The organism is Pseudomonas sp. FA-1 (assembly GCF_056856075.1).
In genome coordinates this window covers 20,660-36,242 of record NZ_JBWXTH010000009.1, presented here as the reverse complement: position 1 = coordinate 36,242, position 15,583 = coordinate 20,660, and the positions used below count along the sequence as shown (strand labels likewise).

Below are 15,583 nucleotides of genomic sequence, written 5' to 3'. Positions count from 1 at the left end.
CTGCGCCCCACTGCGCCCGACGGCGTCAGGGCAGGCGCGCCTGGCACGCCAAGAGCTCCGCCGTTCGGGCATCCAGCTTGGCCTGCAACTGCTCCAGTTGCCGACGCATTTCATCCCCTGCGCCCTGGGCCTGGGCGAGGATCGAGCGCAGCCCCTGCACCTGGGCGTCGCGTTGTTCCAGTTGTTCGTCCAACACCTTGCGCTTGGCCGAAGCCCGCCGATTGTCCGCCAGCAACCGTTCGTTGTCCCGGTGCAGCCGGGTGGCCTCCTCCTGGCGGAAGGCGACGCTTTGTTGCAGGCGCAGCACCTCCACCTGCAACTGCTGCACCTGCGTCTCGTGGCGACGCTTGTCCTGCTCCTGCGCATCGCGTGCATGGCGTTGCGTCTCTTCCAGCGAGCGAACCTGCTCGTCCTTGTCGGCCAGGCGCACCTGCAGCTCCCCCAGCGCCTGGCTGAGGCTGGCGCTGCGTAGCTGCTCGGCCTGCAAGGCGTCTTGGGTGGTCGCCAGCTTCTCGGACTCCGCCTGCAACGCGCCGGCCTGGGCCTGCAGTTGCTGGTGAGCCGCCGCCAGCGCCTGCTGGGCCACTTGCAGTTGTGCCTGCAGACGTTCGCGTTGTTCGTCGAATGTGGCCTCGGCTTCGCGGATACGTGCCTGGGCCTCGTCCTCCAGTTGCCCGGCCAGTTTCTCCACCAGCGTGCCCAGTTGCTCGCTCAGGCCGGCCCTGCTGGGCTGAGCTGCGTCCAGCTCTTTGAGATAACGGTGGATGGTGGTCTTGGAGCCGGTGTTGCCCAGCTCGATACGTACTGCGTCGATGGTTGGCTGCTCGCCTCGGGCAAGCAGCGCCTGGCGTGCCTGCTGCACCACCGCTTTGTTGATACCGGCCCGGGCCATGTGCGCTCCTGTGTTCGTAACGTAGTACGTATTACGTAATAGGGGCCGATTGTGCGAGTATTCGCGCGCCCATTCAAGGCCCACCTCAACGCTTTACCACCTTTGGGTAAGGGTTTGCCCGCTTTTGGGCCTCTATCCCCTTTTTCTATCCGAGCCGGCGATTCAGTACGGCCGAAACGTACTGAAATAAATGCTTACAAATACCTGGCGCACTCATTGCTTCTGCCTCAGCAACAAGGCAAATGGCCACCTCGATGTGACCATGGCCATGCTGTACGACCCGAGGCGAAAGCGATGAAAAGACATCCGGCAGTGCGTTCATCCATGCATGTTTTCCGGTTATCGTCGGTCACGGCGATGCTGTTCAGTCTGGGACTGATCACGGCCATAGCCTCCCCCCTCGACGACACCAGCCAGCCCCCGCCAACCGACCCCTCGGCCTACTACGATCCGCCAGACGACCCGGCCAAGGCGCTCGATGACATCAACAGCGAACCGGAGGCCAACGAAGGCGCGCTGGAGCTCACCGACGGCGTGTTCGGTGACCGCTCCACGCCCACCACCGAGAACGTGCTGCCGCCACTGCAGCAAACCTCCAGCCAATACCCCACCAACGGTAAGCCCAGCCCGTTGTTCGGCGCCGAGCCGTTCACCCAGCAACTGTTGCTCTTCGAAGAATTCGGCACCGAGAAGCTCGACCCCACCGCGCCCCCGCCCGAGCTGGGCTTCCCCTTGCCGACCAAAGGGCCGGCGCCCGCCCAGGACCCGAACAACGTCGCCCGCAGCGGCCCGGACGGCAATGCCCTGGAAGCCTTCCTCAAGCAACCAGGGCTGCACCCCTTCCCCACCCAGTACGCCAACGTGCTCGATCGCAACCCGTGGAAGGCGCAGATCGAAGACTTCCTCAATCGGCACCCGGTCGGCTCGCCCGCCGAAGGCCGCCCGCCAGGAAAAGGCTGGTCGCACCAGCGCTGGAACGAGTTCTACCCCCAGGCCGCATTCAAGACCGCCCAGGCCGGTGCGCGCATCAACCAGGGCCTGCGCGATCGTCGGCAACTGCACAACTACGCCCAAGGCGAGTTCGCCCCAGGCGGGCTGTACTACCAGACCTCGGACATCCCCACCACGCTGGGCACCACCAAAGGCATCGACACCCGCTTCCACCCCAAGATGCCGCTACAGAACCACAAGTCGCTGTGGACCTTCGACGGCACCTTCCCGCCGAAGCTCTTGATGGTGCGCTACGGCCAGCCGATCCTCATGCGCCATTACAACGCCCTGCCGATCGACCCGTCGGCCAACGGCGGCTTCGGCCTGCACACCATCTCGACCCATGAACACAATGGCCACTCGCCAGCCGAAAGCGACGGTTTCGCCAATGCCTATTTCTTCCCCGGCCAGTACTACGACTACCGCTGGCCGGTGCAGCTGGCCGGCTACGACACCATCAACACCCGCGCCGAAGACCCGCGTGCCGCCTTCCCTTGCTCGCCGGGCGAAACCCTGTTCGTCAACGACGCCTCGCCGGGCCTGAAGACGTGCCAGAACGGCAGCATCAAGATCCGTGGCGACTGGCGCGAAACCATGAGCACCCACTGGTTCCACGACCACATGCTCGATTTCACGGCGCAGAACGTCTACAAAGGCAACGCCGTGATGATGAACTACTACAGCGCCCTCGATCGCGGCAACGAAGCCCTGCAGGACGGCGTCAACCTGCGCCTGCCCAGCGGCTCGGCGCTGCCCTGGGGCAACCGTGACTATGACGTGAACCTGGTGATCGCCGACAAGGCCTGGGATGCCAACGGCCAGCTGTGGTTCAACCCCTTCAATACCGACGGTTTTCTCGGTGACCAGGTGCTGGTCAACTGGCAGTACCAGCCACGCCTGAAGGTGCGGGCACGCAGCTACCGCTTCCGCCTGCTCAACGGCTCGGTGTCGCGGTACTTCAAGTTCGCCGTGGTGCGTGAAGTCGCGGGCAGCGGCGGCGAATTCAAGGGGCCGTCCGGCTCCAACGTCTCGTACCAGCGCGTGCCGTTCCACATGATCGCCAACGACGGCAACCTCATGGAACACGCAGTGCCGTTCGACGGCACCATGGATCTCAACGGCGACGGCAATCGCCAGGACAACAACGGCATCCTGCCCCTGCAAGGCATCGCCGAGCGCTACGACATCATCATCAACTTCGCCAAGCACGGCATCCAGGTCGGCGACAAGCTGTACTTCGTCAACCTGATGGAACATGAGACCGGCAAGGGCCCCAGCGAGGCGATCCCCCTGGCCGATGTGCTCTCGGGGAACTACAAGGCCGTCATCAAGCAGACCAGCAAAGGCCCGGAATGGGACCGCGGCGACCCCGCTGTCGGCAAGTTCCTGCAACTGGTGGTGCAGCCCTACAGCGGCCAGGACCTGAGCATGGACCCGGTGGCCTACGAACCGGCCAAGCCCGGCAAGGCCGAAGGCCTGAAGATGCTGCCGCTGACCATCGACCGCAACAGCGCCAGCGACCAGGCCAAGCTCAAGGACGCCCGCCACCGCGAGTTTCTCTTTGGCCGCTCCGACGGCACCGACACCGCGCCCTGGACCATCAAGACCGACGGTGGTTTCGGCTACAGCATGGACCCACGCCGGATCAGCGCGGCCCCGCAACTGTCCGCCGAAGCGACCGATGGCGGCTTCAGTGGCGACGGCACCCTGGAGGTCTGGAAGATCAAGAACGGCGGCAACGGCTGGAGCCACCCGGTGCATGTGCATTTCGAGGAAGGCGTGGTGCTCAGCCGCGACGGCAAGGCACCGCCGGAGTGGGAGAAATGGGCACGCAAGGACGTGTATCGCATCGGGCCGGACGCCGACTCGTCGGAAGAAATCGAGGTGGCCATCCGCTTCCGCGAATTCGCCGGCACCTACATGGAACACTGCCACAACACCCAGCACGAAGACTCCTCCATGCTGCTGCGCTGGGACCTGGAGCATCCCGGCCAGTTCCAGATGATGCCCACACCACTGCCTGGCTGGGATGGCGTGCAGTACGTCAGCTCCGCCGCCCTGCCGACCTTCCGCACCAGCAACAGTGGTAGCGGCAGCGGCGATGACAACAGCAGCAACCAGCCCCCGGTGGCCATGCCCGACAGCGCAGCCACCCAGGCCGGCACCCCGGTCGTGGTGAACGTGCTGGCCAACGACACCGACCCGGACCGCAACCTGCCCTTGAGCGTGGTAAGCCTGGCCCAGCCGGACTCAGGCAAGGGCACCGTGGCCAGCGATGGCACGCAGGTCACCTACACACCGCCACAGCAGGTGACTGCGCCGTTCACCGCAAGCTTCACCTACCAGGCGCGCGATGCCCTGGGCGCCGAGTCGGCAAGCCCAGCCACGGTCAGCATCGCGGTAACGCCACCGGTGATCGCCGATGAGCTGAAGGTCAGCAGCGCCACGGTGCAACGGCGCAGCAACGACCGCTACACCTGGGACCTGGCCGGCACCACCAGCCAGGCCACCGGCAACAGCATCCGGGTGACGGCTTCGACCACCAACGGGCCGCTGGACCTGGGCCTGGCGACCCTGAGCCCGACCACCAGCGGCGCGCGCTGGCGGCTGTCGGTCACCACCACCGGTGCCGGCCCGGCATCACCAGCGACGGTGACCGCGCGCTCCGCGCTTGGGCAGAGCATCACCGTACCGATCAGTGTCCGCTGACAACGAAGGAGCAAGACCATGGGCTGGTTCCGGCGTCCTACACGTGCCCACCTGCTGCTGTTGCTGGTGGCCTGCCTGCCCTACTGGCCTCCCCAGGCCACCCAGGACGTGGCCCAGGCCACGCCCTGGGGCCGGGACTACTTCCCCAACATCCGCCTGCTCGACCAGGACGGCCACCCCGTGCGTTTCTTCGACGACCTGATCGAGGGCAAGGTGGTGGCGATCAACTTCATCTTCACCGGCTGCTCCGACGCCTGCCCCCTGGAAACCGCGCGGCTGCGCCAGGTGCAGAAGCTGCTGGGCGACCGGGTGGGCAAGGACATCTTTTTCTATTCCATCAGCATCGACCCGTACAACGACACCCCGGCCACCCTCAAGCGCTATGGCGAGAAATTCAACTTGGGCCCAGGCTGGCGCCTGCTCACCGGCGAGCCCGACGACATCGAGCTGCTGCGCAGGCGCCTGGGGTTGTTCATCGAAGGCCTGGACAATGGCCGCTCCAAGGACCACAACCTGAGCCTGATCATCGGCAACCAGGCCACCGGCCGCTGGATGAAGGCCTCGCCCTTCGAAAGCCCCTACATCCTCTCCGACCGCCTGGGCAAGAGCCTGCACAACTGGAAACTGCCGGAAACGGCTGTAGCCCAGGCCACACAGATTCGTACGCCCAGCACGGGCGAGCAGATCTTCAGGACCCGCTGTTCCTCCTGCCACAGCCTTGGCGACGCCGGGCCCAGCGCCTCGGGCGGGATCGGCCCCGACCTGCTGGGCGTCACCCGGCAACGCGATGCTCGCTGGCTGGTGCGCTGGCTAAAGGAGCCCGACCGCATGCTTGCCGAAAAAGACCCGCTGGCCATGCTGCTGTACGACCAGTACAAAGGCCTGGCCATGCCCAACCTGCGCCTGGGCGACACCGAGGTGAGCGCACTGTTGACCTACCTGGAGGAAGAAACCCAGCGGGTGCAGACGCCCTCACAAGGGCCCTCCCACAACCTGTAGAAGCGGCACCGCTTTTTGTGGGAGCCGGCTCGCCGGCGATTGGCCCGCAAAGGCAACACAAGCGTTCGCCCGTGCCCTACCCCTGCCTCAACCAATCGATAAACCGGGCAAACAACTCGGACTGCGAGTTGATCCCAAGCTTCAAGTACAGGTTCTTGCGATGCATGCGCACGGTCTCCGGCGAGATCCCCAGCTCGATGGCCGTGGACTTCACCGAATGCCCACGCAAAATCATGTGCGCCACCTGCCGCTCACGGTCAGTGAGCACCTGGCAACCAAAACTGTCGAAGGCCGCCTGCAAGCCGCCCGCCTCCGACGCCCCTGGTGCCTCCAGCAGGTGATGCCGGGCATAGCGCCCCAGCAGCTCCCGCACCATCGGTTCCACCGCCCGCAGCAGGTCCACCTGCCCAGCGCTCAGGCGCGTGCCACTGCAGCCCTGGAACAGGCTCAGGGACAGCTTGCGGTCCTCGGCGATGTCGGCGATGAAGTAGCTGTCTTCGCTACAGCCAGTGCCCAGGTAATAAGCCTTGTAGTAGTCGCTGTCGAAGAAGTTGTCCGGGGCGATGTCTTCCAGGTGGTAGAAACCCTCAGCCAGACCGTTCTCCACCGCCAGGCAGAATGGGTCGAGCAGATAGCCGGCCGCGAAGTAACGGTTGAGCACCGCATCACGGTGGCACTCAGGAATGCCTTGCTGGTACAGCAGCCGTGGCGCCCGGCCCCGGCATTCGAGGCTGATCATCATCGACTCCACCGACACCAGCCGGCCGATGGCCGTTGCCAGGTGCGCCAGGGCATCCGGGGTCTCGCTGCTGGCGAACGCCTGCTGCAGGGCGGCATGCCACTGCTGTAGCGCGCCGAAGCTCAGGGTGACGGGTGTATCGAGGGAGGGCTGGGTCATGCCCGGCAGTCTAACCTGCCGAGCATGGGGGCGCACAGCCCGCTCCAGGTGGCTCATCGCCCCTGGTACAGCCCTTCGGCGCGCAGCTCCTCGGCGGTCTCGAGGATACAGTGGCGCAGGGTCTGGACGATCTCGTCGACCTGGGCGTGGGTGATCACCAGCGGTGGCGACATCACGTTCAGGTGCATGATCGGCCGCACCAGCAGCCCCTTGGCCTGAGCCTTGCGATGGATGCGTTCGCCGATGTTCACCGCATCGTCGAACAGCGCCTTGCTGGCCTTGTCGGCGACGAACTCGACGCACGCCATCAGCTTCATGCAGCGCACGTCCCCCACCAGCGGCAGTTCGCGCAGGCTGCCCAGGCGCTGCTCCAGATATGTGCCCACATCGTTCACATGCGCCAACAGGTTCTCCCGCTCGATGATCTCGATGTTCTTCAGCGCCGCGGTGCAGCACACCGGGTGGCCGCTGTAGGTGAACCCGTGGGTGAAGCAGCGCCCCTTGCCCGGCTCGGCGATCACCTGCCAGATCCGCTCGGAGAAGATGCACGCGCCCAGTGGCAGATAGGCCGACGTCAGCCCCTTGGCGGTGGTGATGATGTCCGGCTGCACACCGAACAGCTCTTCGCTGGCGAAGAACGTGCCCAGGCGCCCGAACGAGGTCACCACTTCGTCGGCCACAAACAGGATGTCGTAGGTCTGGCACAGCTGCCACATGCGCAGGAAATAGCCCTTGGGCGGGATGATCACGCCGCCCGAGCCCATGATCGGCTCGGCGAAGAACGCCGCCACATTGTCTGCGCCCAGCGACAGGATCTTGTCCTCGAACTCGGCCACCAGGAAATCGAGGAACTCGGCCTCGTCCATGTCGTCCGGGGCGCGGTACGGGTTGGGGTTGGAGACATGGTGGATCAACGGATGCAGGTAGTCGAACTCCGGCACCCGGTCGGCCGCCTTGTTGCCGATCGACATGGTCAGCGTGGTCGAGCCGTGGTAGGCGTTGAAGCGGGCGATGATGTGCTTCTTGTGCGGCTTGCCCCGGCAGTTCTGGTAGTACTGGATCAGGCGGTAGGCGGTGTCCACGGCAGTAGAGCCGCCGGTGGTGAGGAACACATGGTCCAGGTCGCCCGGCGCCAGCTGCGCGAGCTTCTGGCACAGCTGGATGGCCACGTCGTTGGCCATGTCGGAGAACGGGTTGGAATACGCCAGCTTGCGCACCTGGTCGGCAATGGCCTGGGCCATCTCCTCGCGGCCCAGGCCGATGTTGGTGCACCACATCCCGCCCACGGCATCGAGGAACCGGTTGCCCTCGGTATCACGAATGTAGGCGCCCTCCCCGGCGACGATGTTCAGCGCGCCCTGCTCACGGTGCTCGTCGAACATGTGGTAGCCGTGCATGTAGTGGGCCTTGTCGGCCTCCACCAGTGGGTCCTGGATGAGTGTCGAAGCGACTGCTTGGCTTGGCATGGCCATGGGGCAGCTCCTTGCGGGAAATATGATAGGGAAATCGGTTCACAGGCCGGTCTTGACCGTGCTCCACACCCGGGTGATGGCGCGCATGTCCCGGGGCGCCTGGGTTTTCTGTGCAAAAAGGCGGCTGCGGGTGGCGTCGTCGGGGTAGATCGCCGGGTTGGCGCGGATGCCCGCCTGCACCAGGGGCGTGGCGGCGGCATTGCTGTTGGCGTAGTGGATGTAATTGGTCACCTTGGCCATGGTCTGTGGTTGCAGCAGGAACTCGATGAAGCGGTGTGCGTTCGCCGCATGGGGTGCATCCTTGGGCAGGTACAGGTTGTCGAACCAGATCAACGAGCCCTCCTTGGGAATGAAGAAGTCCAGCGTGATGTCCTTCTTCGCCTCCTCAGCGCGGGCCTGGGCGGTGGCGTAGTCGCCCGACCAGGTCAAGGCCAGGCAGGTGTCGCCGTTGGGCAGGCTGGTGAGGTAGTTGACCGAGTCGAACTTCTTCACATAGGGGCGAATGCCCATGAGCAGGTCTTCGGCCGCCTTCAGGTCGGCGGGCGCGGCGCTGTGCGGGTCCTTGCCCAGGTATTGCAGGGCCAGCGGGATCACCTCGCTGGGTGCATCCATCAGCGTCACGCCGCAGTCGGCGAAGCGCGAGACGACCTTGGGGTCGAACAGCATCGCCAGCGAGCCGATGGGGGCGTCGGGCATGCGGGCCTTGATCTTGTCGACGTTGTAGGTCACGCCCGAACTGCCCCAGGTATAGGGTGCCGAGTACTTCAGGCCCGGGTCGTAGCTTTGCAGCTGCGCGACCACCTTGGCGTCCAGGTTGTGCCAGCTCGGCAACTGACCTTTGTCCAGCGGTTGGAACACCCCGGCCTGGATCAGCGGCGGCACCAGGGAGGCGTTGAGCATGACCAGGTCGTAGCCGGAACGCCCGGTCAGCAGCTTGGTCTGCACGGTTTCGTAACCATCGAAGGTGTCATAGATCACCTTGATGCCAGTGGCCTTCTCGAAGTCTGCCAGGGTGGTCTCGCCGATGTAGTCGGTCCAGTTGTACAGCCGCAACGTATTGCTCGCATCTGCCTCCACCGCCTGCGTGGCGCTGGCACAGGATGCCAACAACAGACTGCCAATCACCTTCAGTGCCTTGCCCATAGCAACTCCATCGTGTGACTGCTCGGGATGAGCCGGTGGCGTTACTATCGGAAGATTCGGCGGCCTGGAACATACCCCGAATGTGTGGGTGGCCCCTGCAATTGGCTGGGGCACCGTACTTTGTGGGAGATTACCCAGCCCTTCGGGCTGCGCTGTCGCGCAGAGAACAAGCGGCCAATGCTGCCCCTGTGGGAGCGGGCTTGTCCCGCGATTGGGACGGTCCTGCCATCGCAGCTGCATGGCAAGGGCTTCGCCCTTGATCGCGGGGCAAGCCCGCTCCCACAAGAGCCATGCAGCGCTCAAGAGGTGATCACACCCGCCTTCGCCAACATCGCCCCCAGCAGCACATTGGCCCCGGCCTCGGCCCAATGCGGATGGATATGCTCGGCCTCGTTATGGCTCAACCCCTCCACACAGGGCACGAAGATCATCGCCGTAGGCGCGACCTTGCTCAGGTAGCAGGCATCGTGCCCCGCGCCGGAAATCATCGGCCGCTGGCTGTAGCCATGGGCGCGTGCCGCCTCGGCCACGTCCGCCACGCACCCCGGGTCGAACTGGATGGGCGCGTACTGGAAGATCCGCTTCACCTGCTGCTCCAACCCAAGGCCCTTGGCGATACCTGCCACCCCAACGTACAAACGCGCCTCCAGGGCCTCCAGCACGGCCTCGCTGGGGTGGCGGAACTCCACGCTGCACACCGCCCGCCCAGGGACCACGTTGCGCGAGTTGGGGTATAGGTTCACCCAGCCTACCGTGGCCCGGCCGACATCGCCTTGCTCGACCCCAAGCGCATGCACTTGCTCGATCACCCGCGCCAACCCCAGCCCTGCATCCAGACGGTGCGACATCGGCGTGGTACCGGCATGGGCACTGCGCCCAGTCAGTTCGACCTCATACCAGCGCTGACCCTGGGCACCGCTCACCACGCCAATGTCGATGCTTGCCGCTTCCAGGATCGGGCCTTGCTCGATGTGCAGTTCGAACGCCGCATGAATAGCCCGACCGCCCACCGGCTCCGGGCCGGCATAGCCGATTTGCCGCAGGGCCTGGCCCAGGGTGACGCCCTCGGCATCGGTGCGCGACAGGCCATACGCCAGGTCATAGACCCCGGCGAACACCCCCGAAGCGATCATCGCCGGGGCGAAGCGCGACCCTTCCTCGTTGGTCCAGTTCACCACCTCGATCGGCCGCTCGGTCTCGATCCCAAGGTCGTTCAAGGTGCGCAACACTTCGATGCCGGCGAGCACGCCATAGATACCGTCGAACTTTCCGCCGGCGGGTTGCGAGTCGCCGTGGGAACCGGTGATGACCGGCGCCAGGTCGTCCCGAGCGCCGGCCCTGCGGGCAAAGATATTGCCCATGGCATCCACGCGCACGGTGCACCCTGCCTGTTGCGCCCAGCGCACGAACAGGTCGCGCCCCTGGCGATCCTCCTCGGTCAAGGCCAGGCGCGTCACCCCGCCGGCTGGCGTGGCGCCGATGCGCGCCATTTCCATGAGTGAATCCCAAAAGCGCGCGCCATCGACCCTTGGCACGCCGCTCATGGCTGCTGCTCCTTGAGGCGATAACGGAAGTCGCAGCACGGCGCACCCCCCATGATGGTCTGGGTACGCGTCAGGCTCACGCTCGGGTCGTAGCCGACGATGAACACTTCGTCGCGATTGCACGAGAGCAGATGGCCGATTTCGCCCAACCCCATCGCCTGGTACATCTCTGCATACCGGCAGCGGTGCACGTCATAGTCGTAGCGGGTGGCATCGCTGGCGATCACCTCCACCTCCAGCGCATCGTCCTTCTCCCACAAGGCTTGGAGTGCCACGAAGCCCGCCAGGCTCGGGCCCTCCGGCTCGCGCGAGGCGAAATGACGCCCGGCAGCGACCGCCGCCCCGGACACCGCCTCGCCGATCACCGCCTGGGCCTTCTGCTTGCCATAGTCGCGCACGAGGATTTCGTAGATGGGTTTGATGATCTCGGCTTCGATGCGCCGGCGGGCAAGAATGCCCAGTTCTCCGTCGATTGCACTCATGTCGGGATGACCTCTCAGGCAGCGGTTCTGTTGTGTCTGCACGGTAAGGCAACCGTTCTGATTTAATCAACTTGAATGAATGAATACCGACAAATAACCCTTGAAAGCCCACCATATTTGGGTTTTTCTAGGCAAAATTCACCAATTAATCTCAACACATGAATTTAATCGAACAATTTGACACCGATCCGCCCTTGCGCGCCGTGCGTACGTTCGAGGCGTTTGCCCGGCATGGCGGTGTCAACGCAGCCGCCAGGGAACTGAACGTCTCGGCCTCCGCCATCAGCCATCAGTTGCGCCTGCTGGAGGACTTCCTCGGCCTGCCGCTGACCCTGCGCCAGGGCCGCAACCTGATCCTCACCGAGCAGGGCCGCGAGTACTACCGCGCCATCCGCTCGGCCTTCGCGGTGCTGCGCAGCGCCACCGAGCATGCACGGGAGCAGAATGCCACGCGCCAGGTAACCGTCAGCCTGATCCCCCTGTTCGGCCTGAACCTGTTCATCCCGCGGTTGGGCGAGTTCCTGGCCGCCAATCCCGGTGTGGACGTCAACGTCACCTACGCCAACCACCGCAGCTACCCCAGCGACGCCGCCGACATCTCCATCCGCTTCGGCACCGGGCATTGGGCCGGCTACCACAGCGAGCCGCTGATCAGCGGCGCCGTGACCGCCTGGTGCAGCCCCTCTCTGCTCGCCCGCTTCGGCCCGCTCGACACGCCCCTGGCGCTGGCGCGCATGCCCCTGTTGCATGACGAAGACCGCAGTACCTGGCCCCAGTGGCTGCACAGCGCCGGCATACGCCACCCAGCCCCGTTGCAGGGCTTGCTGTTCGAGGACGGCCAGCTGGCACTTACCGCAGCCTTGCGTGGGCTGGGCTGCGCCCTGCTGCGCGAACCCCTGGTGGCGGCGCAGCGGGACAGCCGCGCATTGGTCAAGCTGTTCGAGCATGCGCTGGATGACGGTCGTGGCTACTACCTGTGCCGACGCGTGGACGGTGAGCTGTCTCGAGAGGGCGCGAGCCTGTACGAATGGATTCGCGCGTGCTTTGCCTGAACGGGTCGCCAGGACTGCGCAACCCTTTGAAATGGAGCTTGAATTTGTGCAAAAAATCACCAGCCGACGCTCAGGTTGCCATCATTGGCCACCCCTCCCTCATCCCCTTTTGAGCGAAAACCAGGCGACCAAAGGGCGACCTGGTTCACTTTTTGAAAAAAAACATTGAACAGCCCATTGGATCCAACCAGCAACGACAAACCCCTTTAAATTCCTGGCCTGCAGGCCATTTAGCAGCTCTGATCCGGGCATTTGATATCACTTAGACATCATTGCAGTGCGTCACAAAACCGGGAAAAAATCCGTTTCCTAACTGGAACTTCTTCCCAAAGGAGCTGCCCTAGAGGGCATTACTGGCACCTCGATATTTTTTTGCCAGCACGGTTGATCCAGGGTTCGCCACACGTTTTTCTGCGCGGCGAACGAGAACGAAATGCCCTTCAGGTCCACGCCTCCCAAGGCGTCGTGGGACGAACACGAAGGCTCAAGGACGATGCACCCGAATGACACAGACGTTCGATGTTGAAGCACTGATCAAGCTACGCAGCCAGACCCGTGCGATTTCCGATGCGCTCAAGGCGCAGGCGTCGGACTATCTCGCGAGCCTCGCTCCGCTGATCCGTCCCCAGGCCTTCTTCGGTGAGTACCTGCAAGGTGCGCAACGCAGCAGTGGCCGCGAAACCCAAGGCCACTTCCAGTCGCTCATCGGACTCTACGAGCGCATCGGTTCGGCCGCCCCGTTCCAACTGGTCAGCGAGCTGGACGTACCGCTCAACCTGATCAGCACCACCCCCGAACTCTTCCCGCTGGAGTACGACAAGGCCCTCGCCCCGGGCGGCCAGGTCATTCGCATCACCAGCCCCGTGCGCTGGGTCGTCGGCTACCAGGGTTTCGACCTGGCACGTTTTCGCACCGTCATCAAGGACCCCGACCGCAGCAGCGCCGAGCTGTACCGCTTCGTGGTGCACTACCTGGTGCTGTTCTACTGCCTGAGCAAATCGCCAGGGCTCGGCCGCCTGTTCGAAGGCCTGCGCTTCGCCCTTGGCTTCGAGCGCCTCAAAGGCTTCGGCGACCTGCCCTTCTGCATCATCAGCTCACCGGTACGTTCGGAACTTCCCGACGATTCGGTCATCCGTAGCAGCACGCAAATTGCCGGCAACACCAGCTTCGAAGAGCTGGTGGGGCGCGACAACATACTGGAAATGAACGACGAAATCCGTCAGCGCCTGTTGCTGACGATCGAAGGACTGTAACGCGCGTTGCCCGGCAACGGGCCGCGCAATGATTCGCAGCGAATTGCTCGCACTGGAGATCACGATGGCGAAGAAGGAAAGCACCCAGCACAAACTCGACCGCGTTCGCGCGCCTCGGGTCCACATCACCTACGACGTGGACATCGGCGATGCAATCGAGAAAAAGGAACTGCCCTTTGTCGTCGGCGTGCTGGGCGATTTCTCCGGCAACCCGCTGGAGCCGCTGCCCAAGCTCAAGGACCGCAAGTTCGTCTACATCGACCGCGACAACTTCAACGGCGTGCTCAAGGGCATCAAGCCGCGCCTGACCTATCGCGTCGACAATACCCTGGCCAAGAACGGCACCCAGCTGGGCGTCGAGCTGAACTTCAACAGCCTCGAGGACTTCGAGCCGCAGAACGTGGTCAAGCAGGTAGAGCCACTGCGCAAGCTGCTCGAGGTGCGCAACAAGCTCGCCGACCTGCGCAACAAGATGGGCGGCAACGACAAGCTCGAAGAGCTGCTCATGGACGTGCTGCAGAACACCGAGAAGCTCAAGACCCTGGGCAAGGAATTCGGCCGTGAAGCCGAAGTGAAAGATCCATCCAGCGACGACCGCGCCTGAGCAGGAGCCTGAACATGACCGACAAGCAAACCATGCCGCAACAGGCTGCCGACCTGGTGGAAGTGGAATCCTTCGCGCCGCAGTCCTCGCTGCTCGACAGCATCATCTCGCAAAGCCGCGTGGCCCGCTCCGAGACCGAGCGCAGCCGCACCCGCGACCTGATCGGTGAACTGGTGAGCCAGGTACTCGAGGGCGAAATGACCCCGAGCAAGGACCTGATCGCCGTGCTCGACGCCCGCATCGCCGAGATCGACGCGATGCTCTCCGAGCAGATGAACGAGATCATGCACGCCCGTGAGTTCCAGCAGCTGGAAGCCTCCTGGCGCGGCCTGAAATACCAGGTCGACCAGACCGAGACCAGCACCACGCTGAAGATCCACCTGCTCAACGCCTCGAAGAAAGACCTGGTGCGCGACCTCAAGGCCGCCAGCGAATTCGACCAGAGCGCACTGTTCAAGAAGGTCTACGAAGAAGAGTACGGCACCTTCGGCGGCGCCCCGTTCGGCATGCTGATCGGCGATTACGAGTTCAATCGCAACCCCGAGGACATGTACCTGCTCGAGGAAATCTCGCACGTCGCCGCCGCGGCCCACGCGCCGTTCATTTCGGCCGCCTCGCCCGAGCTGTTCGGCTGGGACTCGTTCACCGAAATGTCTGGCCCGCGCGACCTGGCGAAAATCTTCGACACCGTCGAGTACGCCAAATGGAAGTCGTTCCGCGCCTCTGAAGATTCGCGCTACGTCGGCCTGACCCTGCCACACGTGCTCGGCCGCCTGCCCTACGGCCCGGATACCACCCCGGTCGAGGAGTTCAACTTCGTCGAAAGCGTCGACGGCCGCGACCACAACAAGTACCTGTGGATGAACGCCGCCTACGCCCTCGGCACCCGCGTCACCGATGCCTTCGCCCGCTACGGCTGGTGCGTGGCCATCCGTGGCGTCGAAGGCGGTGGCCTGGTCGAAGGCCTGCCCACCCACACCTTCAAGACCGACGACGGCGAAATCGCCCTCAAGTGCCCCACCGAGATCGCCATCACCGACCGTCGTGAAAAAGAGCTCTCGGACCTGGGCTTCATCCCCCTGGTGCACTGCAAGGGCACCGACTACGCCGCGTTCTTCGGCACCCAGTCGGCGCAGAAGCAGAAGCAGTACAACACCGACATCGCCAACGCCAACGCACGCCTGTCGGCGCAACTGCAGTACATCTTCGCCACGTCGCGCATCGCCCACTACATGAAGGCGATCATGCGCGACAAGATCGGCAGCTTCGCCTCGCGTATGGATGTGGAGCGCTTCCTCAACCAATGGCTGGCCAGCTACGTACTGCTCGACGACACCGCCAGCCAGGAAGCCAAGGCCAAGTTCCCGCTGCGCGAAGCCCGCGCCGAGGTGTTCGAGGTGCCAGGCAAGCCGGGTGTGTACAAGGCCGTGACCTACCTGCGCCCGCACTACCAGCTCGACGAACTGACCGCCTCGCTGCGCCTGGTCGCGGAGCTGCCGCAAGGCGCCCGCGGCTGACCGGCCCCATGTGAACGGAATGTGTACA

General features: G+C 64.2%; 12 protein-coding genes. 6 read left to right on the top strand and 6 right to left on the bottom strand.

What is annotated here, in order from left to right; all coding sequences use genetic code 11:
- Positions 1-25: 25 nt before the first annotated feature.
- Positions 26-892, bottom strand: a complete 867-nt coding sequence (locus AC1MHZ_RS16680; RefSeq protein ID WP_368828950.1) for a DNA-binding protein — start codon at positions 890-892, stop codon at positions 26-28.
- Between the two features lie 294 nt (positions 893-1,186).
- Here AC1MHZ_RS16680 and AC1MHZ_RS16675 point away from each other — a divergent pair, with 294 nt between their 5' ends.
- Together AC1MHZ_RS16675 and AC1MHZ_RS16670 are read left to right on the top strand one after the other, a co-directional pair.
- Complete coding sequence (locus AC1MHZ_RS16675; protein ID WP_482966635.1) at positions 1,187-4,591, top strand: Ig-like domain-containing protein; 3,405 nt, start codon at positions 1,187-1,189, stop codon at positions 4,589-4,591.
- An 18-nt stretch (positions 4,592-4,609) separates the two neighbouring features.
- On the top strand, positions 4,610-5,590 hold the full coding sequence (locus AC1MHZ_RS16670) for an SCO family protein (protein WP_482966634.1): 981 nt from the start codon (positions 4,610-4,612) through the stop codon (positions 5,588-5,590).
- A gap of 76 nt (positions 5,591-5,666) precedes the next feature.
- On the opposite strand, the gene AC1MHZ_RS16665 is transcribed toward AC1MHZ_RS16670, so the two are convergent.
- From AC1MHZ_RS16665 to AC1MHZ_RS16645, 5 genes are all read right to left on the bottom strand, one after another.
- Positions 5,667-6,488, bottom strand: a complete 822-nt coding sequence (locus AC1MHZ_RS16665) for a helix-turn-helix transcriptional regulator (protein WP_465001099.1) — start codon at positions 6,486-6,488, stop codon at positions 5,667-5,669.
- 53 nt (positions 6,489-6,541) lie between these two features.
- Positions 6,542-7,960 (bottom strand): aminotransferase, encoded by a 1,419-nt coding sequence (locus AC1MHZ_RS16660; protein WP_482966633.1) that lies wholly within the window; start codon positions 7,958-7,960, stop codon positions 6,542-6,544.
- Between the two features lie 39 nt (positions 7,961-7,999).
- Positions 8,000-9,103: a polyamine ABC transporter substrate-binding protein gene (locus AC1MHZ_RS16655; RefSeq protein WP_084857845.1), complete on the bottom strand. Its 1,104-nt coding sequence runs from the start codon at positions 9,101-9,103 to the stop codon at positions 8,000-8,002.
- 299 nt (positions 9,104-9,402) lie between these two features.
- Positions 9,403-10,647: a Zn-dependent hydrolase gene (locus AC1MHZ_RS16650; RefSeq protein WP_482966632.1), complete on the bottom strand. Its 1,245-nt coding sequence runs from the start codon at positions 10,645-10,647 to the stop codon at positions 9,403-9,405.
- The gene (locus AC1MHZ_RS16645) at positions 10,644-11,129 is read right to left on the bottom strand and encodes an L-2-amino-thiazoline-4-carboxylic acid hydrolase (protein WP_224455753.1); all 486 of its coding nucleotides are present in this window, start codon (positions 11,127-11,129) and stop codon (positions 10,644-10,646) included. Before AC1MHZ_RS16645 ends, AC1MHZ_RS16650 begins: the two co-directional genes overlap by 4 nt.
- Before the next feature lie 158 nt (positions 11,130-11,287).
- Here AC1MHZ_RS16645 and AC1MHZ_RS16640 point away from each other — a divergent pair, with 158 nt between their 5' ends.
- The 4 genes from AC1MHZ_RS16640 to tssC all read left to right on the top strand — a co-directional run bounded on the left by AC1MHZ_RS16640 (position 11,288) and on the right by tssC (position 15,555).
- Positions 11,288-12,181 carry a LysR substrate-binding domain-containing protein gene (locus tag AC1MHZ_RS16640; protein WP_482966631.1) on the top strand — a complete coding sequence of 298 codons (894 nt, stop codon included), beginning with the start codon at positions 11,288-11,290 and terminating at the stop codon, positions 12,179-12,181.
- 503 nt (positions 12,182-12,684) lie between these two features.
- Positions 12,685-13,434, top strand: a complete 750-nt coding sequence (locus tag AC1MHZ_RS16635; RefSeq protein ID WP_368828943.1) for a hypothetical protein — start codon at positions 12,685-12,687, stop codon at positions 13,432-13,434.
- 64 nt (positions 13,435-13,498) lie between these two features.
- Positions 13,499-14,038 (top strand): type VI secretion system contractile sheath small subunit, encoded by a 540-nt coding sequence (gene tssB, locus AC1MHZ_RS16630; RefSeq protein WP_003248358.1) that lies wholly within the window; start codon positions 13,499-13,501, stop codon positions 14,036-14,038.
- Between the two features lie 14 nt (positions 14,039-14,052).
- Complete coding sequence (gene tssC / locus AC1MHZ_RS16625; protein WP_084857840.1) at positions 14,053-15,555, top strand: type VI secretion system contractile sheath large subunit; 1,503 nt, start codon at positions 14,053-14,055, stop codon at positions 15,553-15,555.
- The last annotated feature ends 28 nt before the right edge of the window (positions 15,556-15,583 follow it).